28 protein-coding genes and 1 tRNA gene are annotated in these 24,254 nt (G+C 63.7%); 9 read left to right on the forward strand and 20 right to left on the reverse strand.

What is annotated here, in order from left to right:
- Window positions 1–51: 51 nt before the first annotated feature.
- From ureG to C8K44_RS10825, 13 genes are all read right to left on the reverse strand, one after another.
- Window positions 52–687, reverse strand: a complete 636-nt coding sequence (gene ureG / locus C8K44_RS10765; RefSeq protein ID WP_109575792.1) for an urease accessory protein UreG — start codon at window positions 685–687, stop codon at window positions 52–54.
- The gene (locus C8K44_RS10770) at window positions 684–1,124 is read right to left on the reverse strand and encodes a DUF3995 domain-containing protein (RefSeq protein WP_109575793.1); all 441 of its coding nucleotides are present in this window, start codon (window positions 1,122–1,124) and stop codon (window positions 684–686) included. Before C8K44_RS10770 ends, ureG begins: the two co-directional genes overlap by 4 nt.
- Window positions 1,121–1,816 carry an urease accessory protein UreF gene (locus C8K44_RS10775; RefSeq protein WP_348626325.1) on the reverse strand — a complete coding sequence of 232 codons (696 nt, stop codon included), beginning with the start codon at window positions 1,814–1,816 and terminating at the stop codon, window positions 1,121–1,123. Before C8K44_RS10775 ends, C8K44_RS10770 begins: the two co-directional genes overlap by 4 nt.
- Complete coding sequence (locus C8K44_RS10780; protein ID WP_109575795.1) at window positions 1,788–2,339, reverse strand: urease accessory protein UreE; 552 nt, start codon at window positions 2,337–2,339, stop codon at window positions 1,788–1,790. Before C8K44_RS10780 ends, C8K44_RS10775 begins: the two co-directional genes overlap by 29 nt.
- Window positions 2,339–2,941: a glutathione S-transferase family protein gene (locus C8K44_RS10785; protein WP_109575796.1), complete on the reverse strand. Its 603-nt coding sequence runs from the start codon at window positions 2,939–2,941 to the stop codon at window positions 2,339–2,341. Before C8K44_RS10785 ends, C8K44_RS10780 begins: the two co-directional genes overlap by 1 nt.
- A gap of 32 nt (window positions 2,942–2,973) precedes the next feature.
- The gene (locus C8K44_RS10790) at window positions 2,974–3,567 is read right to left on the reverse strand and encodes a hypothetical protein (protein ID WP_109575797.1); all 594 of its coding nucleotides are present in this window, start codon (window positions 3,565–3,567) and stop codon (window positions 2,974–2,976) included.
- Between the two features lie 119 nt (window positions 3,568–3,686).
- Window positions 3,687–4,232, reverse strand: a complete 546-nt coding sequence (locus tag C8K44_RS10795; protein ID WP_109575981.1) for a peroxiredoxin — start codon at window positions 4,230–4,232, stop codon at window positions 3,687–3,689.
- A gap of 236 nt (window positions 4,233–4,468) precedes the next feature.
- The gene (gene ureC, locus C8K44_RS10800; protein ID WP_109575798.1) at window positions 4,469–6,181 is read right to left on the reverse strand and encodes an urease subunit alpha; all 1,713 of its coding nucleotides are present in this window, start codon (window positions 6,179–6,181) and stop codon (window positions 4,469–4,471) included.
- Window positions 6,181–6,486: an urease subunit beta gene (locus tag C8K44_RS10805; RefSeq protein ID WP_109575799.1), complete on the reverse strand. Its 306-nt coding sequence runs from the start codon at window positions 6,484–6,486 to the stop codon at window positions 6,181–6,183. Before C8K44_RS10805 ends, ureC begins: the two co-directional genes overlap by 1 nt.
- 4 nt (window positions 6,487–6,490) lie before the next feature.
- Window positions 6,491–7,081, reverse strand: a complete 591-nt coding sequence (locus C8K44_RS10810; RefSeq protein WP_109575800.1) for a HupE/UreJ family protein — start codon at window positions 7,079–7,081, stop codon at window positions 6,491–6,493.
- Between the two features lie 25 nt (window positions 7,082–7,106).
- On the reverse strand, window positions 7,107–7,361 hold the full coding sequence (locus C8K44_RS10815) for a DUF1272 domain-containing protein (RefSeq protein WP_109575801.1): 255 nt from the start codon (window positions 7,359–7,361) through the stop codon (window positions 7,107–7,109).
- A gap of 10 nt (window positions 7,362–7,371) precedes the next feature.
- The gene (locus C8K44_RS10820) at window positions 7,372–7,674 is read right to left on the reverse strand and encodes an urease subunit gamma (RefSeq protein ID WP_109575802.1); all 303 of its coding nucleotides are present in this window, start codon (window positions 7,672–7,674) and stop codon (window positions 7,372–7,374) included.
- 15 nt (window positions 7,675–7,689) lie between these two features.
- Window positions 7,690–8,544 carry an urease accessory protein UreD gene (locus C8K44_RS10825; protein WP_109575803.1) on the reverse strand — a complete coding sequence of 285 codons (855 nt, stop codon included), beginning with the start codon at window positions 8,542–8,544 and terminating at the stop codon, window positions 7,690–7,692.
- A gap of 194 nt (window positions 8,545–8,738) precedes the next feature.
- Between C8K44_RS10825 and C8K44_RS10830 the strand changes: the two genes are divergently transcribed.
- From C8K44_RS10830 to C8K44_RS10840, 3 genes are all read left to right on the forward strand, one after another.
- Window positions 8,739–8,993, forward strand: a complete 255-nt coding sequence (locus tag C8K44_RS10830) for an acyl carrier protein (RefSeq protein WP_109575804.1) — start codon at window positions 8,739–8,741, stop codon at window positions 8,991–8,993.
- 1 nt (window position 8,994) lies between these two features.
- The gene (locus tag C8K44_RS10835) at window positions 8,995–10,206 is read left to right on the forward strand and encodes a beta-ketoacyl-[acyl-carrier-protein] synthase family protein (RefSeq protein ID WP_109575805.1); all 1,212 of its coding nucleotides are present in this window, start codon (window positions 8,995–8,997) and stop codon (window positions 10,204–10,206) included.
- 131 nt (window positions 10,207–10,337) lie between these two features.
- Window positions 10,338–11,042, forward strand: coding sequence for a glutathione S-transferase N-terminal domain-containing protein (locus tag C8K44_RS10840; protein WP_109575806.1), 705 nt, complete (start codon window positions 10,338–10,340; stop codon window positions 11,040–11,042).
- A 73-nt stretch (window positions 11,043–11,115) separates the two neighbouring features.
- Here C8K44_RS10840 and C8K44_RS10845 read toward each other — a convergent pair whose 3' ends face one another.
- Both C8K44_RS10845 and C8K44_RS10850 read right to left on the reverse strand, forming a co-directional pair.
- Window positions 11,116–11,724, reverse strand: coding sequence for a nucleoside triphosphate hydrolase (locus C8K44_RS10845; RefSeq protein WP_109575807.1), 609 nt, complete (start codon window positions 11,722–11,724; stop codon window positions 11,116–11,118).
- A 66-nt stretch (window positions 11,725–11,790) separates the two neighbouring features.
- Entirely contained in the window at window positions 11,791–12,882 is a 1,092-nt protein-coding gene (locus tag C8K44_RS10850; RefSeq protein WP_109575808.1) for a hypothetical protein, read from the reverse strand.
- Window positions 12,883–13,170: 288 nt separating this feature from the next.
- Between C8K44_RS10850 and C8K44_RS10855 the strand changes: the two genes are divergently transcribed.
- A complete protein-coding gene (locus C8K44_RS10855) occupies window positions 13,171–14,139 on the forward strand; it encodes a D-alanyl-D-alanine carboxypeptidase family protein (protein WP_245417446.1) in 969 nt (322 codons plus the stop codon).
- Between the two features lie 25 nt (window positions 14,140–14,164).
- Here C8K44_RS10855 and C8K44_RS10860 read toward each other — a convergent pair whose 3' ends face one another.
- The 5 genes from C8K44_RS10860 to C8K44_RS10880 all read right to left on the reverse strand — a co-directional run bounded on the left by C8K44_RS10860 (window position 14,165) and on the right by C8K44_RS10880 (window position 18,002).
- Window positions 14,165–14,566 carry a cupin domain-containing protein gene (locus tag C8K44_RS10860; RefSeq protein WP_109575982.1) on the reverse strand — a complete coding sequence of 134 codons (402 nt, stop codon included), beginning with the start codon at window positions 14,564–14,566 and terminating at the stop codon, window positions 14,165–14,167.
- Window positions 14,567–14,625: 59 nt separating this feature from the next.
- Entirely contained in the window at window positions 14,626–15,213 is a 588-nt protein-coding gene (locus C8K44_RS10865; RefSeq protein ID WP_109575810.1) for a YigZ family protein, read from the reverse strand.
- A gap of 137 nt (window positions 15,214–15,350) precedes the next feature.
- Window positions 15,351–16,922 carry a GMC family oxidoreductase gene (locus C8K44_RS10870; RefSeq protein ID WP_109575811.1) on the reverse strand — a complete coding sequence of 524 codons (1,572 nt, stop codon included), beginning with the start codon at window positions 16,920–16,922 and terminating at the stop codon, window positions 15,351–15,353.
- A gap of 73 nt (window positions 16,923–16,995) precedes the next feature.
- Window positions 16,996–17,526 carry a Twin-arginine translocation pathway signal gene (locus tag C8K44_RS10875; RefSeq protein WP_109575812.1) on the reverse strand — a complete coding sequence of 177 codons (531 nt, stop codon included), beginning with the start codon at window positions 17,524–17,526 and terminating at the stop codon, window positions 16,996–16,998.
- 80 nt (window positions 17,527–17,606) lie between these two features.
- Window positions 17,607–18,002, reverse strand: a complete 396-nt coding sequence (locus C8K44_RS10880) for a VOC family protein (RefSeq protein ID WP_109575813.1) — start codon at window positions 18,000–18,002, stop codon at window positions 17,607–17,609.
- Window positions 18,003–18,202: 200 nt separating this feature from the next.
- Between C8K44_RS10880 and C8K44_RS10885 the strand changes: the two genes are divergently transcribed.
- The 5 genes from C8K44_RS10885 to C8K44_RS10905 all read left to right on the forward strand — a co-directional run bounded on the left by C8K44_RS10885 (window position 18,203) and on the right by C8K44_RS10905 (window position 24,192).
- Window positions 18,203–18,505 (forward strand): ribbon-helix-helix domain-containing protein, encoded by a 303-nt coding sequence (locus tag C8K44_RS10885; RefSeq protein ID WP_109575814.1) that lies wholly within the window; start codon window positions 18,203–18,205, stop codon window positions 18,503–18,505.
- Window positions 18,506–18,765: 260 nt separating this feature from the next.
- Window positions 18,766–18,842: transfer RNA gene (locus C8K44_RS10890), tRNA-Arg, on the forward strand.
- A gap of 231 nt (window positions 18,843–19,073) precedes the next feature.
- Window positions 19,074–19,283 carry a hypothetical protein gene (locus C8K44_RS10895; protein WP_146203927.1) on the forward strand — a complete coding sequence of 70 codons (210 nt, stop codon included), beginning with the start codon at window positions 19,074–19,076 and terminating at the stop codon, window positions 19,281–19,283.
- Between the two features lie 650 nt (window positions 19,284–19,933).
- Window positions 19,934–21,106: an efflux RND transporter periplasmic adaptor subunit gene (locus C8K44_RS10900; protein WP_109575816.1), complete on the forward strand. Its 1,173-nt coding sequence runs from the start codon at window positions 19,934–19,936 to the stop codon at window positions 21,104–21,106.
- A complete protein-coding gene (locus C8K44_RS10905) occupies window positions 21,103–24,192 on the forward strand; it encodes an efflux RND transporter permease subunit (RefSeq protein WP_109575817.1) in 3,090 nt (1,029 codons plus the stop codon). The genes C8K44_RS10900 and C8K44_RS10905 overlap by 4 nt, the downstream gene beginning before the upstream one ends.
- Window positions 24,193–24,254: the final 62 nt, after the last annotated feature.

Below are 24,254 nucleotides of genomic sequence, written 5' to 3' on the forward strand. Positions count from 1 at the left end.
CTTGTGGTCCAGGCAAGATTGCCGCGCGAAGCCTCGCTCGGCAACCGCCGATCAGGCTGAAATCGGCTGGTCCAGCCTCAGCCCGCCATTCTCGACGATGAAGTCGATCACCGCCTCGAGCCCCTTGCCGCGCGAAAGGTCGGTGAAGCCGAAGGGGCGCTTGCCGCGCTGGCGCGCGGCGTCGCCCTCCATGACCTCGAGATTGACGTTCACATAAGGTGCCAAGTCGCTTTTGTTGATGACCAGGAAGTCGGAGCGGGTGATGCCGGGGCCGCCCTTGCGCGGGATCTCTTCGCCCTGGCAGACCGAGATGACATAGAGCGTGAGATCGGCGAGGTCGGGCGAGAAGGTCGCGGCAAGGTTGTCGCCGCCCGACTCGATGAAGACGATGTCGAGATCGGGGAACTTGCGGTTCATCTCGGCGATGGCCTGCAGGTTGATGGACGCGTCTTCGCGGATGGCGGTATGCGGGCAACCGCCGGTTTCCACGCCCATGATGCGTTCTTCCGGCAGCGCCTGCAGGCGCGCAAGCATCAGCGCGTCTTCCTTGGTGTAGATGTCGTTGGTGACGACAGCGATGGAAAACTCGTCGCGCAGCGCCTTGCAGAGCTTTTCGGTCAGGGTCGTCTTGCCCGAGCCGACCGGGCCGCCGATGCCGATGCGAAGCGGGCCGTTTTTCGAAGTCATGGCTGAAATCCTTTGATGGCGAGGAAGGCGAAGCCGGCGCCGATGGCGAGGCAGAGCGGCGAGTAATACAGTCGGTCGAGCCGAGCGAAAGGCATCTCTGGCGTCAGCCTGCGCCATGCCGGAGTGAAGCCGGCAGTGCCGCGGCCTAGAAAGACAAGCGCGATCATCAGGGCCGAGGCGGCAAGGCCCTGGCGCGGAAACGGCGTGGCAAAGACGCCGACCAGCGCCAAAGGCCAGAGCGTGGTGACCAAGAGGCAGGCAGCGACGGCGAAGCTGGCAAAGGGCGTGGGCATTGTGTCGATGCCGCGAAAGCCGGCGACTGTGCGCGCGCAGGACGCCTGGTCGGTTCCCGGCCATACGCCGCCTAGCCCCCAATAGACATGCAGCGAGGTCAGCAGATAAAGCACGGCGGCAAGCGCGGAGGCGACTGGCATCATGAGCGGAACAGCCTCGAATGCTGGGTTTCGTGGCGCATGGCCATGATATCGGAGGTAATGGAAGCCGAGCCGAGATCGTCGAGGCTCGACAGCGCGGCACGGGCGGCGACCGAAAGCGCGGTCGGCTCGAATGACGCGACGATGCCGGTAGCCGCGGTCTGGCCGAGGACACCAAGCCGGATCGCCGCCTGGATGAGGTTGGTCGCGAAGGCCTGAAGGTAAGCTGCCAGCGCATCTTCCAACGCGATGCCATGCGCGCCGGCGACCGCGCCGACGGCGACGCAGTAAGGGCACTCGGCAGGCAGCCTTTGCCGTACCGGATGCGGCCAGGTGGAGGCGGCGGCGAGGAAGGCGGAACCCTGCAACATCGCTTCCATATGCCGCTCGCGCGAACCCGCGAGCGCTTCGCCAAGAGCGGCAAGCTCCGTCAGGTCGCCACCATCGCGGGCGCGGCGCCAGCTGTCGGCAAAAAGTACGGCGTCGTTCCAGCCTGAGCCGACCTCGGCCAGTGTCGCCAGCCAGCCGGCGAGGTCGTCGCGCGTGGCGATGAGCCCGTCATGCACGGCGCGTTCGAGGCCATGGCTGTAGGAGAAGCCGCCGACAGGAAATGCTGGCGACAGCCACGCCATCAGCCGCAGCCGCGCCGCACCGCCTGATTTGGGTTCAGTCATGGTGATGGCGGTGTTCGCCATGATGGTGGTGATGGTCGTCGTGATCGTGGGGGTGATGCCCATCATCGTGGGAATGCCCGTGGCCATGATCGTGGCCCTGGCCGGAATAGGCGCCGCGCACCGGCTCGAAAGGCTCCGAGATATCGGTAACTTGGGCGCCGAGACCTTCGAGCATCGCCTTTATGACGTGGTCGCGCAGGATCAGGATGCGGTCGGCTTCGATGGCCGCCGCCAAATGACGGTTGCCGATATGCCAGGCGAGCTTAGTCAGGTGGACCGCATCGTGGGCGCGGATTTCGTAAAGTTCTTCCTCGCCGGCAAAGATCTCGGCGTGGCGGCCGTCGTCGAGCACCAGCACGTCGCCGGTTTCGAGCACGACAGATTCCGGCAGGTCGACCAGCACGCGATCGCCATGGACAAGCTCGATGGCGCGGCGGCGGATGTGGCGCTCGTCATGGGCAAGCACGGCGAGGTCGAAGGGCAGGGGGCGCTGCGCGTCGGCCTTGACGGCCTCGGCACGGATGAAATTGGTGGCGCGCAGCATCAGAAAGAACCTCCATTGGCTTGTGCCCTGCCTCGCGCTGGCCGGGCAAGCATACGGTCGAGATAGTCGTTGACACGTTCGGAGGCGATGGGGATCTTGCCGCCACGCGCCCAACCGCCGATATCGCCCAAGATCACGTCGACGGCGCTGAAACGGTCGCCGAGCGCGAATTCTTTGCCGGCGAGTCGCTTGTCGAGCGTCGCGATCTCATTGGCGAAATCATACGCCACAGCGGGGCCGACATCGACCCTCAACTGCCGCGGCAGGATGAAGCGGTGGCGCAGCTTGTTCCACAACGGCGCTTCGAGCTCCGACTGGGCAAAATGCATCCAGCTGTCCATTTCGGCGCGGCCGCGCAGGCCGGGATTGGCACCAAGACCTTTTTCCGCGTGCTTGTCGCCGAGATAGATGCAGATCGCCGCCGAGTCGGTCAGGGTGAAATCGCCGTCGGCAAGCACCGGCAGCTTGCCGGAAGGGTTGAGCGCGTGGGCCTCGGCCGAGCGCAATCCGACCTCGACGAATTCATAGGGTTCGGCGAGTTCCTCCAGCATCCACAGGACACGCGACACGCGCGATCCGCGCGAACCGTAGGCTTTGTACATCTTGGATTTGTCCTTCTCAGGGCGGCCGGAAATCAGACAATGGTGTCGAACAGCCGCCAGATCCACGACACCTGATAAATCAGAGTGGCACTGACGAAGGCGAGATGAAATCGCTTATTGGAGGTGGCGATGGCGATCAGGCACAGCGCGACCAGGATCGGGGTGCGCAGCAGATACTCGCCGCCGAAATGGGCGAAATGGGCCTCGCCCTTGATCATCGTGTCGATGATGTCGAGCAGGTAGGTCGTGGCCAGCAGCCCGAAGAACCATGCGCGGCGCGAGTAGAAGAAGTCCTCGTAGCTCTTGTAGTCCTGCATCGAGTCGGGAAACAAAAGCGCGCACAGCAAAAAAAGGGCGATCGCGTAGCCGACGATGAACAGGTAGACGCCGAAGGTCCAGCTCTCGACGACATAGAGCCCGAACTCCCACCACCAGAAATGCACCAGCGTCAAAAGCAGCGACACCACCCAGGCGAGGTGCACCGCATAGAGCTTGTATTGCTTGGGATGCTGGACGATGCGCGCAACGCCCGACAATAGCCGCGCCATGCCAAGGGCGATGACCATGCCCATGATTATGCGGATATGTGGGAAGACTTCGGCTGCGGCCTGGGGAGCATTTTCCATGTGCGATCTCAGCAGACTGTATTGGCGCAAGCTAGATGAGATTTCTCGTCGTGGCCACGCCAACAAAAACCCCGGCGCGCTGGTGCGGCCGGGGTTTCGATCAGCGCGAAGCTCACGCCTTACGCGGCTGCGGCGACGTCGTCATTCTTGAGCGCTTCGAGAATGTTCTGCGGCGAGGAGACGCCGTAGGGATCGCTGTCGCAGTTGTCGGAGAAGCCTTCTTCCTCGAACCACTTTTCGATGCGGCCGTTGTTGACGACGGCGGCATAGCGCCACGAGCGCATGCCGAAGCCGACATTGTCCTTGGCAACCAGCATGCCCATCTTGCGGGTGAATTCGCCCGAACCGTCCGGAATGAGCTTAACCTTGTCGAGGTTCTGTGACTTGCCCCAGGCGTTCATGACGAAGGCGTCGTTGACCGACACGCAGTAGATCTCGTCGATGCCCTGTGCCTGGAACTCGCCGTGCAGCTTCTCGAAGTCGGGCAGCTGGAAGGTCGAGCAGGTCGGCGTGAATGCGCCCGGCAGCGAAAACAGCACGACGCGCTTGCCGTCGAAGTAATCGGCCGAGGTCTTGTCTTCCCAGCGGAAGGGATTGGGGCCGCCGACGGACTCGTCACGCACGCGCGTACGGAAAGTGACGGAAGGAACTTGCTTCCTGATCATGTAGGACTCCATTTCCAAGATAGCGGGAACCCCGATCTTGGGCTCGGGAATCCTGCCTGATATTTTCTTGCTAGCAGAGGCTAGATAACAATTGGCCGGTGGCGGTTCCAGCATTGCCGGCGTGGCATCAGGTCGCGGCCCGCCCCTGGAGCGCGGGGCATCCGCGCTCTAAGTCCTTGAATCCTCGTATTGTGCTTTCCAAAAATCGATTTCGATTTGCGGCCCGATATGCGGGTTCAAAACAGGAAATAACGCTGTGCCATGGGCAGCACGGTTGCGGGTTCGCAGGTCAAGAGCTCGCCGTCGGCGCGCACCTCGTAGGTTTCGGGATCGACGTCGATCTGGGGCATGGCGTCGTTGAGGATCATCGAGCGCTTGCCGATGCCGCCGCGGGTGTTTTCCACCGCTACCATCTGCTTTTCCACGCCGATCCGCTCGCGCAGGCCGCCTTCGAGCCCAGCCTTGGAGACGAAGGTGATCGAGCTGTGGGTAAGCGCCTTGCCGTAGGAGCCGAACATCGGCCTAAAATGGCTTGGCTGCGGCGTCGGGATCGAGCCATTGGGGTCGCCCATGGGGGCGGTGGCAATCCAGCCGCCGAGCAGCACCATGTCGGGCTTCACGCCGAAGAAGGCGGGGTTCCACAGCACGAGGTCGGCGCGCTTGCCGACCTCGATCGAGCCGATTTCTTTCGACATGCCGTGCGCGATGGCGGGGTTGATCGTGTATTTGGCGATGTAGCGGCGGGCGCGCAGATTGTCGTTGTCGCCTTTTTCGCCGGGCAACGCGCCCCGCTGGCGCTTCATCTTGTCGGCCGTCTGCCATGTGCGGATGATCATCTCGCCGACGCGGCCCATGGCCTGGCTGTCCGACGAGATGACGGAGAAGGCACCGAAGTCGTGCAAGATGTCTTCGGCGGCGATCGTTTCCTTGCGGATACGGCTTTCGGCGAAGGCGATGTCCTCGGGGATCGACGGCGACAAATGATGGCAGACCATCAGCATGTCGAGATGCTCGGCAACAGTGTTGACGGTGTAGGGCCTCGTCGGGTTGGTCGAGGCCGGAATGACATTGGGATACTGGCAGACCTTGATGATGTCCGGCGCGTGGCCGCCGCCGGCACCTTCGGTGTGGAACGAGTGGATTGTGCGGCCCCTGAAGGCAGCGACCGTGTCCTCGACGAATCCGCCTTCGTTGAGCGTGTCCGAGTGGATCGCGACCTGGACGTCGTAGGCGTCGGCGACCGAAAGACAGGTGTCGATGGCCGCGGGCGTCGAGCCCCAGTCCTCATGCAGCTTGAGGCCGCAGGCACCGGCAAGCACCATCTCTTCCAGCGCGCCGGGCAGCGAGGCGTTGCCCTTGCCGAACACGCCGATGTTCATGGGCAGGCCGTCGAAGGCCTGGATGATGCGGGCGATGTGCCAGGGACCGGGCGTGCAGGTGGTGGCGAGCGTGCCGTGGGCGGGGCCAGTGCCACCGCCGACCATGCAGGTGACGCCCGAGTTCAGCGCTTCGTCGACCTGCTGCGGCGATATGAAGTGGATGTGCGTGTCGATGCCGCCGGCGGTCAGGATCTTGCCCTCGCCGGCGATGATTTCGGTGCCCGGGCCAATGATGATGTTGACGCCAGGCTGGGTATCGGGATTGCCGGCCTTGCCGATGGCGGCGATGCGGCCGCCCCTGAGCCCGACATCGGCCTTGTAGATGCCGGTGTGATCGAGGATCAGCGCATTGGTGATGACGGTGTCGACCGCCCCCTGGGCGCGCGACAGCTGGCTTTGGCCCATGCCGTCGCGAATAACCTTGCCGCCGCCGAACTTGACCTCCTCGCCGTAGACGGTGAAGTCGCTTTCGACCTCGATGAACAGTTCGGTGTCGGCGAGCCGGACCTTGTCGCCGGTGGTCGGTCCGAACATCCTGGCGTAGGCGGCGCGGGAGATTTGTGCAGGCATCAGAGCTTTCCCATCACCTTTTTCTGGAAACCGTAGACCTCGCGCTTGCCGCCGAGCGGCACCAGCGTGACGTCGCGCTCCTGGCCGGGCTCGAACCGCACGGCGGTCCCGGCAGCGATGTCGAGCCGCATGCCGCGCGCCTTTTCACGGTCGAAAACGAGGCCGTTGTTGGTCTCGTAGAAATGGTAGTGGCTGCCGACCTGGATGGGCCGGTCGCCTGTGTTGGCGACCTTGAGCGTGACCGTCAGCTGGCCCTTGTTGAGCTCGATCGAGCCTTCGGCGGGAATGATCTCTCCGGGGATCATGACCTCACGCTCCGAGCGCCAGCCACAGGCCGCCGACAGCCGTTGCGCCGCCGGCGATGCGTGTGACGAGGCGGCCGGTGTCGCCGCCGAAGATGCGGCCGATGCCGAGGCCAAGGCCGACGCCGGTGGCGTGGAGCAGTGCGGTCGACAGGGCAAAGCCGATGCCGAAGGAAAGCGCGCCGGCCGAACCAAGCTCGCCGCCATGGGCGTGGCCGTGGAAGAAGGCGAAGAAGCCGACCATGGCCATGCCGGCCCATGCAGGCACCTTGAGCGCAACGGCAGCTGCCAGGCCGATCACCACGACCGAAGCGAGAATGACAGGCTCGACGAAGGGCAAGGGGGCGCCGCCAAGTGCCGCCGCGAAGCCTATCGCCATGGTGCCGACGAAAGCCGAAGGCACTTGCCACAGCGCGCGACCACCCAGCAGCGCCGCCCACAGGCCGACCGCGACCATGGCAAGGATGTGATCGGCGCCGAACAGCGGATGTGACACGCCGGCGAGCAGCGAGCCATGTTCCTCCGGATTGAGGTGCGCGAAGGCGGGTGCCGCCGAAAGTGACAGCAGGGGCAGGACGAGCGCGAGACGCTTCAGCATCGGGGTGACCTTTCGTTCGGGGCAATCAGGCGGTGGACTTACGCGCGCAGCCTTCGGCCTTCAGCACGCGTTTGGTCGAGGCAGGGTATTTCAAAAGCATGGCGGCCGGCCGGATCGGGCGAGCGGAAAAGTTGCCGCCGCAATTGGGGCAGGTGCCGGCAAGCACGCCCTCGGCGCATTCGGTGCAGAAGGTGCACTCGAAGGTGCAGATCATCGCATTGGCGGCTTCAGGGGGAAGGTCGCGGTCGCAGCATTCGCAATTGGGGCGCAGCTCGAGCATGGCCAAGACCTCAGCGGATCGGTTCGTGCACGGTCACGAGCTTGGTGCCGTCGGGAAAGGTGGCCTCCACCTGAACGTCGTGGATCATCTCGGCAATGCCGTCCATCACCTGCTCGCGGGTGATGACATGGGCGCCGGCTTCCATCAGTTCGGCGACCGGGCGGCCGTCGCGGGCTCCCTCGACGATGAAGTCGGAGATCAGCGCCACAGCCTCGGGGTGGTTGAGCTTGACGCCGCGTTCGAGCCGCTTGCGCGCCACCATCGCCGCCATGGCGATCAACAGCTTGTCTTTTTCCCGTGGCGTCAGGTTCATGCCGGTACCAAAATTCTAGAGTGACCACAGTCTGGGCAGGCCTGCCTGCCCGTTGAGCAGTTCGACGAGTGGAGCAAGTCGTTTACGTAGCTCGTAGCCGTCTTCAGCGTAAAGCCTCGCAAGAAGCTTGCCAGTTCCAGCCACGTTCCAGGTGCTGACGCCGCCATCGTCGCCGATGATTCGCCGCGCCGGCTCAACCAAGACCTCTGACCTGTCGGAGATCAAGAGCAGCGTCGCCATGGCGATCCGCCCGCCCGTCGAAGCCGGCCTGGCAAAGGTTGTTTCGATGTCCGGCCCAACGAAAAAATCCTCGCCATGAACCAGCCGGCCCTCGTAGCTGATGCGCCAGCGGTCGCGAAAGCTGCCGTGGACGGCACGTTCGCCCATGGCGCTGCGGCCAAAAATCGTCGCCTCGACGATCAGCGCTTCGGCGCGCGCGGCGAGGTCGGCGTCGAGGCGGCGTGAAAAGGCGGCGCGATCGTAGACGATTGTCTCCTGCGGCAGCCAGCCAAGGAAGCCGCCTTTACCGACCGAAAGGTTGACATCGACCTGGGCATGGCCGGCAAGCGCACGATAGACCTTTTCGCAGGCCTGGGTTGTGATGACACAGCGTGCGCCGTCGCCGATGCCAACCTCCCAGCCGAGCCGGTCGCCGCCGGTCAGGCCGCCCGCCATGTTGATCAGCACGGCCTCCAGCGGGTCGCTCCGCGTGCCGGGCAGTCTGATCTTGGCCGCGCCGTCCTGGTAGAGGCGGGCGAGGCGGCTGCGGCCATGGCGAAACGCGACATCGATGCGGGCATGAGCTGCCACGCGCTGCGAGGAAATTGCTGCCGCGTCCGACGCTGCGGACGATGATGCGTTGATGGTCATGATCGATGACGTTTAGCCAAGACCGCAGGTTTGTCGATATATAGGTTGTTGCCTCCCGGCGTTTCGGTTTCTATAGAGAGACGCCTTTTTGGCGCAATCCAGGGCGGGTATCGTCCAAAAAGCCCGGCTTGGGCCCGACGCGGCAACCGCGCGGCCTGGCCCGGCAAGTGCAAGAGTTCTGGGGAAGGGTACTTATGGCCGACCAGTTGGCGACGGACATCATCGACAAGATCAAGGCGCATGCCGAACCGGGTGGCGAAGAAATCACGCTCGACACCGAACTGACCTCGCTCGGCATTCACTCGCTCGAACTTACCGAGATCATTTTCGACCTCGAAGAAGAGTACGGCATCGAGATCGAGATGAACACCGCCGAAGCCTGGAGCAGCCTCAAGAATGTTCGCGACATGGTTGAAGCCGTTCGCGCCCTCATCGCAAAATCCGCCTGACATGAAGCGTCCCCGCATCGTCATCACGGGTATCGGCGGCATCTGCGGGCTCGGTACCGACGTTCCTTCCATATGGGACGCCATGCGGGCCGGCCGCTCGGCCATCGGGCCGCTGGCAAACACCGCCCTGCATGATCTCAAGATACGGGTCGGAGCTGAAATCAAGGAACTGCCCGACCACGGAATCGAGCGCAAGCAACTCGTGGCGATGGATCGTTTCAGTGTGCTTGCAGTCATCGCAGCCAAGGAAGCGATGCGGCAGTCCGGCCTGACCATCGACGAAACCAATACCCACCGCGTGGGCGCGATCGTTGGTGTCGGCATTTGCGGCTGGGAAGCGATCGAGGAAAGCTATCGGGCGATCTTGCTCGAAGGCAAGAGCCGCGCGGGCATCTTCACGGTGCCGAAGGTCATGCCGGGTGCCGCTGCCGGCCAGGTCAGCATGAGCCTTGGCCTGCGTGGGCCGGTGTTCGGCGTCACCTCGGCCTGCTCTTCGTCCAACCATGCGCTGGCAACCGCGATGGATCAGCTGCTGCTCGGCCGCGCCGACGCTGTCGTCGCCGGAGGCACAGATGCTCCGCTGGTTTGGGGCGTCATCAAGGGCTGGGAAGCCTTGCGCGTCGTTTCGCCTGACACCTGCCGGCCATTCTCCGCCGACAGGCAGGGCCTTGTGCTCGGTGAGGGTGCCGGCATGGTCGTGCTCGAGACCTACGAGCACGCGACTGGGCGTGGCGCGACCATCCTGGCCGAGCTTGCCGGAACCGGCATGTCCGGCGACGCCTCCGACATCGTGGCTCCGACCGTGGAAGGCCCGACGGCCGCCATGCGCGCCTGCCTGCTCGACGCGGGCCTTTCGCCCGAGGACGTCGACTACATCAACGCCCATGGCACCGGAACCAAGGCCAACGACCAGATCGAGACCACGGCGATACGGCGTGTCTTCGGCGCGCATGCCGACAAGTTGTCGGTGTCATCGACCAAATCGATGCACGCCCATTGCCTCGGCGCATCCGGTGCGCTCGAATTGATCGCCTGCGTCATGGCGGTGCGCGAAGGGATCGTGCCGCCGACCGCGAATTATCGCGAAGTGGATGCCGACTGCGATCTCGACGTCACGCCCAATGTTGCCCGCCAGCGTCAGGTACGGGTTGCGATCAGCAACAGCTTTGCCTTTGGCGGCACCAATGCCGTCGTGGCGGTGAAGGCGGTCTGACGAGGCGTCAGGCCGCTCGTGGAGCTTCTCGGCGAACTGGCGCATTGCATATTGATGCGGCGCTTGCGCATGCCTAACTCTTGCTTGTCCCACCAGCCGTGCCTCACGCCGGCCCATCCGAGGAACCGACGATGAGCGATCTCACTCCATTTCCGATTGCTGCCCGCTGGCCGGCAAAGTACCCCGACCGCATCCAGCTCTACTCATTCCCCACGCCGAACGGCGTGAAGGTGTCGATCGCCCTTGAGGAGCTCGACTTGCCTTATGAGGCGCATGCCATCAACATCGGCAAGAACGAAAGCTGGACGCCCGAATTCCTGGCGCTGAACCCCAACGGCAAGATCCCGGCGATCATCGATCCCAACGGTCCCGGCGGCAAGCCGATCGGCCTGTTTGAGTCGGGTGCGATCCTGCTCTATCTCGCCGAAAAGACCGGCCGCTTGATCCCCAGCGACAGGGCGCGGCACTACGAGACCGTTCAGTGGCTGTTCTTCCAGATGGCTTCGGTTGGCCCGATGTTCGGCCAGCTCGGCTTCTTCCACAAATTCGCCGGCCGCGAGATCGCCGACAAGCGTCCGCTCGAACGCTACCGCGACGAGTCGCGCCGGCTGCTTGGCGTGCTCGACCAGCGTCTTGCCGGCCGCAAATGGATCATGGACGACGACTACACCATCGCCGACATCTCGCTGCTTGGCTGGGTGCGCAACCTGATCGGCTTTTATGAAGCACGCGATCTCGTCGGTTTCGACAGCTTCGTCAATGTCGCGGCCTGGCTGGAGCGCGGCTTGGCACGGCCTGCCGTCCAGGCGGGCCTTAACATTCCGGCGCGCGGCTAAGACGCTATCCGCAAACTCGACCCTGCCGGTCATCTGATGCGGCAGGGCGAGTAATCGAACAGCCCCTACAAGCTCAGATGACCAGATCGGCGTTGCGCCGCGCGGCCAGCACGCGGTCGATATTGGGCATGTCGTTGGTGTCGATCCAATTGCGAGCCTCGGCATCCGAGCGGCCGTGCTCGCGCCAGCGCTCGACCAGGCGCCGCTCCAGTTCCTCGCGCGGCACATCGACAAAGATGGTGAAGTCGAACAGCGGCTCGAGCCGCTGCCACGGTTCTTCGTTGAGCAGCAGGTAGTTGCCCTCGACGAGAATGAATTTCACGTTGGCAGGCACGATGGCCGCCGCCGCCCGCGATAGCTCGACGCTACGGTCGAAAACGGGGATCGCGATATCGGGTTCGGCGGCGCGCAGCCGTTTGAGCAGCACCTCGAAACCGGCGAAGTCGAAGGTTTCAGGCGCACCCTTGCGGGCCCTGAGCCCGCGCTTGTCGAGCACCGCGTCGTCGAAATGGAAGCCGTCCATCGGCACAACGGCAGCGGAGCCCTCGGGCAGGACGTCGTGGAGCGCTGCCGACAGCGTCGACTTGCCAGAGCCGGGCGGTCCGGCGATGCCGATGACGAAGCGATCGGCATGATGGGCGCGTTTGAACAAGGTGGCGGCGATATGGGCGATCTCTGACATAGGCCTTCCCAACGATGTTGTGTGCATCCTGCTGGCGCATCAGTCAAAATTGAGGCGGCGGCACCGTCAGTTCAAGAGCGATTGGCCGATCCGCAAGAACGTTTCGTCGAACGGCGCGTCACGGTGGCTGCCGTCGCCGAATTTGAGGCGCAGCGTTCCCGCCATGGTTTCGACCGCAGACGGTGCTTCGCCGTTATGGGATTCCACATCGCCCACGACCTGGCGGAAGGCGACACGGCCGCCGAGCGCAAAGGCAGTTTCGACGCCCTCGCGTTTCAACCAGTTGTCGCCGAGCGAGGCGGCATGGCCGATCGCCGCGCGCCCGTCCTCGATCCCGAGCACGCCGCTGCGGCCGTTCCACGGGGCGTAATAACGGCCGCCATTGCTGATCCACAGCATGGTCACCGGCAGCTCGGCCGGGTTCTTCAGCACCAGCACCACATCGGCTTCGGCCTTGCGCGCAAGGGCCGTCCAGCCCATGCCGCGATGATCGGCCTCGACGAGGGTGACGAAATCCTCGTGCCTGATGTCGGCACGGTAGTCGGTAAGGTCAACCGTACCCCCTGCTGCGGCGGGGAATCGGGTGAGATCTTCGCTGCGGGCGGGATAAGCCAGCATGTAGGCTCCGCGCGCCGGATCGGGCTCGGTGACATCAGGCGGCGTGACAGCGTGCCGCTTCGGTGAAAACGCCAGCCTCCCGCCCTCGCGCATTTCGGTTATCGGATGGTGTGCGACAGAAATGGCGCCCGAGCCGCCGGTGAATGCATGCTCCTGATAAAGGAAGGGATGGCCGTCGCGCAGGGTGAGGGTCTTTTCGACCACGGCACCCATGATCTTGCGGACCAGGCGAAAAGTCGCGCGCCGGCCTTGCGGGATCGGTTCTTCCGAGGCGAGCTGCCATTCGCTGTTGGCGCTCCAGCCATGCAGCGGCGCTGGCTGGACATCGCTGCGTGAAAACGGTGCGCACAAGAAATCGCCGGACAATCTGACAACGCCCTCAGGCAGCCCCTCAGGCAGATCGGTCCGGTCGATCCAGGGCGCGCGATGCAGCGGCTTCAGCATGCGCCCATCGTGTTCGATGGTGAGATCGGCAATGTGGCCGACCGAAAGGTCGAGCGTGACTGAAATTCCCTCGGCCCGGAGGCTAAACTCATTCATCGCCAATTTACCTGATTGCCAAATCATCCGACCCCATGTCCCCAACAGAGCCGATTTGCCGGTCAACGCGCAAGCGTTGTTAGTGTAACCAATATTCAACACCACCAGCGCAACATGCGCCGGCAGCGACGTGCCAAATGGACGGCGCCGCTCGCATTTTGTAGCGTTGCTGCCGACCGGTATGTGACAAAGCCGGATCTTTGGCGACCACCGACAGGTTTTCCCTTGCAAGCCCAGGCCACTTCATTTTCGCTGCCGTTCAGATTTCCCTCGCTTCGGCAACTTGGGTTGGCCCGCAAGCTTGCGGTGTTGTTTGCAGCGATCGCATTGCTCGCCGGCTGCAGCACCACCGAGACCTTGACCGTTGCGCAGCCAGCAGCGGCACCGGAAAAATACTCGGCGATCGTCGTCGACGCCTCCAATGGGCGCACGCTCTATCAGGCCTATGCGACCGCGCCGCGCTATCCGGCATCGCTGACCAAGATGATGACGCTGTACCTGACCTTCGAGGCGTTGCAGCAAGGCAAGGTGTCGAAGACAACGCTGATCCCGGTGTCGAGCAACGCCGCCTCGCAGCCGCCGTCGAAGCTTGGCTTCAGGCGTGGCGAGCAGATCGAACTCGAAGCGGCGATCCGCGCTCTGGCGACCAAGTCGGCAAACGACGTCGCCGTTGCCGTCGGCGAATATCTCGGCGGCACCGAAGAAGCCTTTGCCGCCAGGATGACGGCCAAGGCGCGTCAGCTCGGCATGATCAACACCGTGTTCCGCAACGCCTCTGGCCTGCCCGACCCCCAGCAGCACACAACCGCCCGCGACATGGCCGTGCTCGGCATGGCGCTGCGCAAGCACTTTCCGCAGAACTACTATTATTTTGCCGCCACCGACTTCAATTTCCGTGGCAAGCGCGTGCGCGGCCACAACGACCTTCTCGGCCGCGTCAACGGCGTCGACGGCATCAAGACCGGCTACATCAGGGCTTCGGGCTTCAACATCGTGACGTCGGTCAACGCCGATGGCCGCAAGCTGATCATCGTGGTGATGGGCGGCGACACCGCGCGCAAGCGCAACGCCCATGTCGAGGAGCTGATCGTGCGCTACATGCCCCGGGCGGCTGGCGGCAGCATGGCCTACCAGACCGCCCCTGCGGCACCCGCGGCGCCGATGCCTGTCGTGGCCGCAACGCCGATGCCGACAATGGGCGCGATGCCGATGCAGGATACCGCGGCCGCGCCAGTGCCGATGGCGGAAGTCCAGTAGCCGGAACTGGACGCTGCTGCGCTGCTCAGGCCGGCGCCAGATATTGCGCGTCCGAGACGTGCTCCAGCCAGTCGACTGCGCTGCCGTTCAAGGCTTCCTGTAGCGCTATATGCGTCATCGCGGTTGTGGCCGCAGCACCGTGCCAGTGCTTTTCGCCGGGCGCGAACCACACCACGTCGCCGCTGCGGATTTCCTCGACCGCACCACCCCAAACCTGGGCCCAGCCGCAGCCCGACGTCACGACAAGCGTCTGGCCGAGCGGATGGGTGTGCCAGGCGGTGCGCGCGCCGGGCTCGAAGGTGACGGTGACCGCGCGCAGCCGTGCTGGCGCCGGTGCCTCGAAGATAGGGTCCTGGCGAACCGAACCGGTGAAATAGTCCGGCGAAGGCGTTGCCGAGGGTCGGGAGCCGCAGCGTTTGATTTCCATCTTTTTCTCCTTTCGAGAGGCGCGCGCCATCATAGGCCGCAACGTGACCTTTTGTGCCCTCAATCGGGCAGGGCTATCAACGCGCGCCCGCTGGTCAGATCGGCGATCATACGCACGATCGTCGACGTGTCGGCCTCGGGCAGTGCGACGGTAAGCTCGGCTCCGGTCGCGGTGAATGTCTCGGCGGTGATCCTGACGTCAGGCTGTGCCGCCAGCCGCGCCTGAACGATGGCCAGATCGGCAAAGCCGCAGGTGACCCTTGCCTCGATGGTAATGACGATGGCGGCCTTGGCGGCGGAACGCAGGCACATGGCCGCGGTTCCGCCATAGGCGCGCACAAGTCCGCCGCTGCCGAGCAATATGCCGCCGAACCAGCGCGTGACGACGACGGCGACATTATCGAGCGACTGGCCGTCAATGGCTTGGAGGATCGGTTTGCCGGCGGTGCCGCTCGGCTCGCCGTCGTCGCTGAAGCGGTAGTTCTGGCCGATGCGCCACGCCCAGCAATTGTGGTTGGCGCTGGCGTCCGAATGGGCCGCGACGAACGCTTTCGCCCCGGCCTCGTCGGCCACCGGTCCGGCAAACGCGAGGAAGCGGCTCTTCTTGACGTCCTGGCTGGAGCTTTCGAGTTGCGTAAGCGTGAACATGGCTGGCGGTCGTTAGACAATGCCGTTTGGCGATCGTCAATCGGTCGGCGATGCCGGCATGACTGCCGCAAGCAATGTTCGAGAAAAAGTCGCCGGGCGATCTTCTGCCCGACGACCTTTGCGCCCTGGGAGGCGGGTCAGATCGCGCCGGCCGACATCTGCGAGGCGATATGATCGGCTTGCCGGATCGCCAGCGTCACGATTGTCAGCGTGGGATTTTCGGCGCCACCGGTGGTGAACTGGCTGCCGTCCGAGACAAACAGGTTCTTGATGTCGTGCGTCTGGCCCCATTTGTCGACGACACCGTCTTCGGCCTTCTCGCTCATCCGGTTGGTGCCGAGATTGTGCGTCGAGGGATAGGGCGGTGTCGGAAAGGCGCGCGTGGCGCCGACCGCGCTGTAGATCGCCTGTCCCTGGGCGTAGGCGTGGTTGCGCATGGCAACGTCATTGGGATGGTCGGTGAACCACACGTCCGGAATGGGCATGCCGTAATCGTCCTTGAGTTCGGCATGAAGCTTAACCGCATTCTGCTCCTGCGGCATGTCTTCGCCGACGATCCACAGCCCCGCCATGTGGTCGTAATGGTCCAGCGCCGAGGTGAAGGAACGGCCCCAGCCGCCCGGATCGAGAAACGCCGCCATGAACGGAATGCCCAGCGCCAGCGTCTCCATTTCATAGCCGCCGACGAAGCCGCGCGATGGGTCGTGGCGAGCCTCGTCGCGCACAATGCCGGCCATGGTCGTGCCGCGGTAGAAATGCACCGGCTTTTCGAAGATGGCGTAGACCGATCCGGTCGTGTGACGCATGTAGTGCTTGCCGACGTGGCCGGACGAATTGGCCAGCCCGTTGGGGAATTTCGACGAATGCGAGTTCAAGAGCAGGCGCGGACTTTCGATCGAATTTCCGGCAACAGCCACGACGCGCGCCTTCTGTTCGTGCAGCTTGCCGTCCTTGTCGGCGTAGACGACGCCGGTAGCCTTGCCTGAGCTGTCATGCTCGATCTTCACCACATGCGATTGCGGCCTGACCTCCAGCTTGCCGGTGGCCTCGCCCTTGGGAATCTCGGTGTAGAGCGTCGACCATTTCGCGCCCCATTTGCAGCCCTGGAAGCAAAAACCGGTTTGCTGGCAGCCCATGCGGCCATCGCGGTCGGCGGAATTGATCGCCATGTGCCCGGTATGGCATTCCTTGTAGCCGAGCTTGTCGGCACCGGCCTTGAGGATCTTGAAGTTGTTGTTGCCGGGCAGGCCTTCGATGCCATGCGTGCGGGTCACGCCCATCTTGTCTTCGGCCTTGTCGTAGTAAGGTTCGAGATCGGCGAGCGTGATCGGCCAGTCGAGCAGATTGGCGCCTTCGACCTTGCCGTAATTGGTCAACGCCTTGAATTCGTGATCCTGAAAGCGCAGCGACGCGCCGGCCCAATGGGTGGTGGTGCCGCCGACCGCCTTGACGATCCAGGCTGGCAGGTTGGGGAAATCTTTGGCCACGCGCCAGCCACCACCGGTGGTGCGCTTGTCGAGCCAGGCGAGCTGGGCGAAGCTGTCCCATTCGTCGTTGATGAAGTCTTCGTATTCGTGTCTCGCGCCGGCTTCGAGAATGACGACGTCGATGCCTTTCTGCGCCAGTTCATTGCCGAGCGTTCCGCCGCCTGCGCCTGAGCCGATGATGACGACGACGCTGTCATCCTTGAGATCGTATGGGGCTGCCATTGTTTCCTCCCAGAAATTGAATCGAGGCCGCGCAATGCGCGCCAGCCGCACCTCCCGGTGCGGAACTTCGCAATCAAAGCCATTCGATGTCGTTGAAGCCGCGGGCGATGTAGCCGCCCTTGGAGTAGGACTCGCCTTCGTAGCCGAAGATCGGCCATAGCTCCTTCTGGTTATAGAGGCTGACCACGAGGTCGCCGCGCACTGCCTGGAAAAACGGCGTCGTCTCGATGTCGCGCAAGATCGCGACGCGGTCGTCTTCCCATCCGAGGCTGCGATAGCCGGCGCCTCCAGCCCGCTTGTCGAGATCGGCAACGCCGTTCTCGATCAACTCCTTGTGGGCAGCGTCCTTTCCGGCTTTCGCATCCTGCCCTTTGACAGCGATGGCATAAAAGCGATCGGCGAGTTGGTCATGTGGGTAGATGTCGCGGGCGAGCACGATCAAGGTTGCCATGGTTTCTGGCTTCAGCGCGGTCACTTCCAGTCCCCAGGCATTGCGGGGGCTGATGAGGGCGCTGCCGCTGATAACCAGCATCGCGCCGATGCTGCCGCGTTTGAGAAGTTCGCGCCGGGAAAGACCGGCCTGCATCTCGTAGATCGTAACCATGAATTCCTCCCTTGCTTGCTACTGCACCTGTTCGATGTGCTGGCTGGCGCTGCTGTCCTCCAACAGCAGTTTCGGCGGCGCTACAGGAAGCGCCCCCGTCTTTGCAAAACCTCGATCTTGTATCCGTCGGGGTCCGATATGAAGAAAAAGCGGGCTATTTCGGTGCCGTTGTTCTTGAACTCGACGATGTCGCGGGGCTCCAGCCCCAGTGCCTTCATCCGGTCGTGCTCATGGTCCAGGTCGGCGACGGAAACCGCGAGATGGCCGTAGCCGTCTCCAAGGACGTAAGGATCGGTCCGGTCCTTGTTGATCGTCAGCTCGAGCTCGAAGCTGCTTTCCTCGTTGGAAAGATAAACCAGCGTGAAGGTGTCGAAATCGAACCGCTCGGCGATCCCAAGGCCGAGCGCCTTGGCGTAGAAATCCAGCGAACGCTGCTCGTCCAGAACCCGGATCATGGAGTGGATGGTCTTTGCCAATCAGGCATCTCCTGCACTGTCATAATTATGTGTGCAGGATGCGCCATCGCGGGAAGGGGCAGGTAGCAGCCCACTACCGCAAAGTGATTTTATTTCAGGAGATAAACAGGAAGGTTTTGCTCGAAAAGCCCGCTGGAAAGGCAAATTGACCGCTGTGAGGCTGCGGGGCATACTCGCGAAAAACAGGAGGTGGAAACGCCATGTGCGAGGTTTTTGCCGGGCAGGACCCCGATCGTTACCGCCCTATCAACCGTTCGGTTCGCATTGCCGGCCATTCCACCAGCATTCAGCTGGAGGCCGCTTTCTGGGTGCTGATCGACGAGATCGCCGAGGGCCAGGGCATGGCGACATCGCGGTTCTTGTCGACGCTCTACGACGAGGCGCTGGCAATCAACGGCAGCGTGCCCAATTTCGCCTCCCTGCTGCGCACCAGCTGCCTGATCCATCTCATGAGCGGAGCGGCAGGCAATTCGCGCAGTCTGCAGATCTCGACCGCCGCCTGAAAGGAGCGTCTCCAGCGCGATCATGCGCATGGGCTGGCCCTTGCAGTGATTGAGGAGAGGCCGGCTGGATCTTATCGTCCGGTGGCGCCCGCCGGGTATCGGCCGAGCTCCATTTCTTCGGGCCTGCGACATTCCACGGCGTCCCTGTCCTCAGGAGGACAGCGCAACTCCATTTCCCCCGTTGCCGCCTGCCGCCGCATCGGTTATGAACGCGCGTCGTCCGGTGCGCCGGGCGTGGTTCGCGGCGTGGCCGTGGACGAGCACCCGTAGCTCAGCTGGATAGAGCGCTGCCCTCCGAAGGCAGAGGTCACAGGTTCGAATCCTGTCGGGTGCGCCAAAAACGCCACCTTGAGTTTGGGGCAGCCTCCTGCCGGTACGTTAGCGTGCCTTGACCGCGCGTCCCATCTTGATGACCGAATGTCCCAATGTGCACGGCAAACTCGGTCGGGCTAGTGACAGCGTCAGCGACATTGCGGACAATTATCTCCGGTTTTGAACTCAAGCCCACTCGCTGCCGTCGAGGCCGCAAGAAGTGGGCGATTGGGCAAGCACCGGGGAGGGCGCGAACATGCCAGACGACGCAGTTGAGATGCAGGCGATCGTTGAAACCGCTCACTGGCAGTCTTCGTACCTGGGCAGGGTGCTCGGCAAGGCATGGGCGCGTGTCACCTCAGCCGGCCCACGCGCGCATCCCGACCAAGTGCCGGACGGTCTGGAAGCATTCGATATGCTTGGCGGCTGGAAAGGCTCCGGCGCCAGTCGGTGCAAGATCGGCTAGCACTTTACCAGTCGACTTCACCGGCAACGGCATGCGGCAAATGACAATCCCCTTTGATCAGGAATGCCCGTCCGGCGGCGGGTTTTGTTGGTGGCGCTAGATCGCCTCGTTGATTGTCACCTGACAGCCTGCGCGCCCAACGTCGACTGACACGCGGCCGTCATTGGCAACGCTCTCCAACCCACCCGTGATACCTAGCCTGCTCTCTAGCGGTCAGACTGCGGCTGACGCCCAATGGTTCGGTTGCTGCGATTCCGCACGCGCACAGGCTGGTCATTGCCGGGGCGCCATCAGGCACGTAGCGAGGGTGGCTTCTTTGATCGCTGCAGAGCAGCCCTGCCTTCGGCAGGCCAGTGCTGGCCACGTCTTCTCGGCCGCGCCAAAGCTGCGGCCACAACTTGATGATCTGACCAGGCAGCTGTGCTGCTCACGGCCTGTCTGGCCGGCTAAAATGAAGCTGCGGCCCTAAAACGCTTGAGCCGCCGAGATTGTGACAGACTGCTGCAATGGTCGCCTGTCATGTCGCCTTCGATGAGACCACATGGCGGCCCAGACATCGCATCGACGACCAACAACAGAAGCGAACCGGCCAGGGGGAAGGCCGGGCGGCGGCCGACGCTTAGCAGAGTCCAGATTGTGGAAATGCACATATGACACGTCCCTTTAGCCACCAGACGACCATCGCGGCAGCCCTGGCCGTTTCCTTGCTGGTCAGTGCCGGCGCCGCCCAAGGCGCTGACGGCGCCGCCGCCGCCATCGTCCAGTCCCAACCCGCCAAGCGCGTGGTGTCGACCTTCGTCGTTGCCTCGGTCCTGAACGAATGGACGCTGTCGTTCAGCGGCATTCTTGCCGCCCGCGAGGAAGTCGCCGTCGGTGCTCCGCTCCAGGACCAGCGCATATCAAGCGTCGGCGTCGAGGTCGGCGACCGCGTCGAGGCTGGCCAGGTTCTGGTCAGGCTCGAAACGGCGATGCGCGACAACCAGTTGCGCGAATCCGAAGGTCGCGTCGCGCGGGCAAATGCTGCTCTTGCCCAGCAGCAGGCAAAGGCGGCGCAGGCCCAGGCAGCATTGCAGCGCGCCGGTCCGCTCAGGCAGTCGGGCATCATTTCCAGCCAGGCTCTTGCCGATCGTGCTTCCACGGCGGCGATCGAGCGCCAAGGTGTTGCCTTGGCGCAAGCCGAGGTCAACCAGGCCGAGGCCCAGCTCGCCGAATCGCGCCGGCTGCTCGAGCGTGCCGTCATCGTGGCACCCGTAGCCGGCATCGTCTCGGAGCGTCACGCCAATGCGGGTGCGCTCACCGGATCGGAACCGCTGATCCGCCTGATCCGTGGTGGCGAGGTCGAACTGGCCGCCGACATTCCCGAACGCGAGCTGTCGCAATTGGCCGCTGGCCAGCCTGCCGAGGTGCGGCTCCCCGGCAGCGACGACGTCATCCGCGGCAAGGTGCGCATGATCACGCCGAAGATCGACCGCGACACGCGCCTTGGCGGTGCCAGGGTAACGCTTGAAACCGATGCGGCACTGTTTCCAGGCGCCTTTGGACGGGCCGAAGTGGTGGTGGCGAAGCGCGAAGCCATCGTCATCGCCGATTCGGCCTTGCTTTATGGCGGTGGTGCGAACAAGGCCGCCGTCTTCGTGGTCGAGCAGGGCCGGGTCGTGCGGCGTGCTGTCGAGACCGGCCTGCGCGACAATGGCAGGCTCGAAATCCGCGCCGGGCTGAAGGCAGGCGACATCGTCGTGGCCAAGGCCGGCGCCACGCTGCGCGAAGGCGACGAGGTCGCTACCGCCGACGTCGGTGCTATCACCGGAAGCACCCGCCCATGATCAGCAATGTTTCCGCCTGGGCGATCCGCAAGCCGATCCCGACCATCGTTCTTTTCCTGGTGCTGTCGCTCGTCGGCTGGGCGTCGTTCCTGCGCCTGCCTGTCAACGCCAATCCGAGCCTGTCGTTTCCGATCGTCACGGTCACTGTTTCCCAGGCAAGTGCCGCCCCTGCCGAGATGGAAAACCAGGTCACCCGCCGCATAGAAGGGGCAGTGTCCGGTCTCGCCGGCGTCAAGCACATCCGCTCGACCATCAAGGATGGCATGTCGACGACCACCGTCGAGTTCAAGATCGGCGTCGATCCCGACCGTGCGACCAACGACGTGCGCGAGGCCGTCGGACAAGTCAGGTCCGACCTGCCGCAATCCATCCAGGAGCCGATCGTCTCGCGGGACGACACGGAAGGCGGCGCGATCCTCTACTTCACGATGCAGGCGCCCAATATGTCGGCGCTCGATGCGTCGTGGTTCGTCGAAGACACCATCAGCCGCGAGCTTCTCGCGCTTCCCGGTGTGCAGAAGGTGTCGCGCCTCGGCGGCGTCAACCGCGAAATCACCGTCTCGCTCGACCCCGACAGGTTGCTGGCCTTGGGGGTGACCGCTGACCAGGTCAATTCGGCGCTGCGCCAGATCAACGTCAATGTCCCCAGCGGGCGGGGAGAAATCGGTGAAAGGGAGCAATCGATCCGCACGCTGGGCTCCGTGAGGTCGCTCGAAGAACTGTCGGGCCTGTCGGTCTCGTTGCCGGGAAACCGCTGGGTGCAGCTCCGCGACATCGCCACGATCAAGGACGGCCCGGCCGAGCCGCGCGGTTTTGCGCGCTTCAATGGCGAGGCCGTCGTTGCGTTCTCCATCACCCGCGCCAAGGGCCACAGCGATACGACCGTCGCCGATGCCGTGACCAAGCGACTGGCCGAAATTGCGGCGCGGACGCCGGACGTCACCTTTAACGAGGTCATCTCCAACGTCGAATACACCATCGCAAGCTACAACGCCGCCGTGACCGCGCTGCTCGAAGGCGCAGCCCTGACCGTGGTGGTGGTGTTCCTGTTCCTGCGCAACTGGCGCGCGACGCTCATCGCCGCCGTCGCGATGCCCTTGTCGATCCTGCCGACCTTCTGGGTGATGGAGCTGCTTGGCTTTACGCTGAACACCATCAGCCTTCTGGCGCTGACGCTGGTGATCGGCATCCTGGTCGACGATGCCATCGTCGAGATCGAAAACATCGAACGCCATGTCGACCTGGGCAAACGGCCCTATCTCGCGGCGATCGAAGGCGCCGATGCGATCGGCCTGGCGGTCGTTGCGACGACCCTGACGATCGTGGCGGTGTTTGCCCCGGTGAGTTTCATCGGCGGTGTCGTTGGCCAGTATTTCAGGCAATTCGGCGTGACGGTGGCTGTCGCTGTCTTGATCTCGCTGGTCGTGGCGCGATTGCTCACCCCATTGATGGCGGCCTATCTGCTGCAGCCCAAGGCCGCCGGCAGCCACTCGGCCGAGCCGTCGCGGTTGTCGCGGCGCTATCTCGCCGTGTTGGGCTGGACGCTTGATCATCGCAAGACGACCTTTGCCCTGGTCGCCGCGTTTTTCGCCGGTTCGGTCTTTCTTCTAACCCAGTTGCCGACCGGTTTCGTGCCGACTGGTGACGGCAATGTTTCGCAAGTGCAGGTGACATTGCCTCCGGGCACGAGGCTGGAGGAAACAGCACGGGTCTCCGACAACATCGTACGCGAACTGAGGGCGCGGCCCGAGGTGGCGAGCGTGCTGGTGACCACCGACGAAGTCAACAAGGTGACCGTGATCATCAGGCTCAAGCCGCGCAAGGAACGCGAACTCGACCGCAAGTCGTTTGAGCTCGCCGCGCGTCCGATCCTGGCCAATACACCCGACATCCAGTTCACCTTCGTCTCGGACACCGGCGGCAAGGAAGTCTCGATCTATCTGGCCGGCAACAATCCAGAAGAGCTGAACAAGGCTGCCTATCAGCTCGAAGCCGAAATGCGTCAGCTGCCAGAACTGACCAACGTGCTGTCCGACCAGGCTCCGTTGGCGCCGGAGCTTCTGGTCAAGCCGCGCCAGGACGAGGCGGCCCGGCTTGGCGTGTCGGTGGTGTCGCTGGGTACCGTCGCGCGCATTGCCACGCTTGGCGAAACCGACACCAACTCGGCGCAGTTCAACTTGGGCGACCGGCTGGTGCCGATCCGCGTGCTGCTCGACAAATCGGTGCGCGGCGATCTCGAAACCTTGCGCAAGCTGAGCGTGAGCACGGCCGACGGCAAGGTGGTGCCGCTGACGTCCGTCGCCGACATTTCGTTCGGCGCCGAGGAAGGCAAGGTCGATCGCCTCGACCGCAAGCGGCTGGTCAAGGTCGAGGCCAATCTGAATGGCGTCGTGTTTGGCGACGCGATGAAAGCTGTCGCTGCATTGCCGGCGCTGAAGAACCTGCCCGCAAGCGTCAGCCATATCGAATATGGCGCGGCCGAAGAGATGGCGCAGATGTTTCGCGGCTTCGCACAGGCGCTGGTGGCGGGCATCCTGATGGTCGTTGCGGTGCTTGTACTGTTGTTCAGGAACTTCCTGCAGCCGGTCACCATCCTGATCGCCTTGCCCTTGTCGCTCGGTGGCGCGGCCCTGGCGCTGCTCGCTTATGGCGCGGCATTCGATCTGTCCTCGACGATCGGCATCCTGATGCTGATGGGCATTGTCTGCAAGAATTCGATCTTGCTGGTCGACTACGCCATCGAATGCCGCGCCGAAGGGCTCGACCGGCGCGCGGCATTGATGAAGGCGGGCATGACCCGAGCCCGCCCGATCATCATGACGACCATCGCCATGGTGGCCGGCATGGTCCCCGCGGTGATCGGCTTCGGCGCCGATGCCAGCTTCCGCGCACCGATGGCCGTTGCCGTGATCGGCGGGCTGATCACCTCGACGCTGCTTTCCCTGGTGGTCGTGCCTGTCATGTTCGCGACCATGGACGACCTTAACGCCTGGTTCGCGCGCCGCCTGCAGCGGCTCACCTCGGTCACCGATGCGGACCGTGCCGAGGGCGATTTGATCGCAGCACGCCAGGACGCGAGGAGCTGAGGCGCGCATGACCGAGATTTGTCCAAGGCCGGTGGGCCTTTGACCGAAGAGTTCCAGCGTGG

Origin of the sequence: Aminobacter sp. AP02 (genome assembly GCF_003148805.1) — a bacterium.
Taxonomy (GTDB): Bacteria; Pseudomonadota; Alphaproteobacteria; order Rhizobiales; family Rhizobiaceae; genus Aminobacter.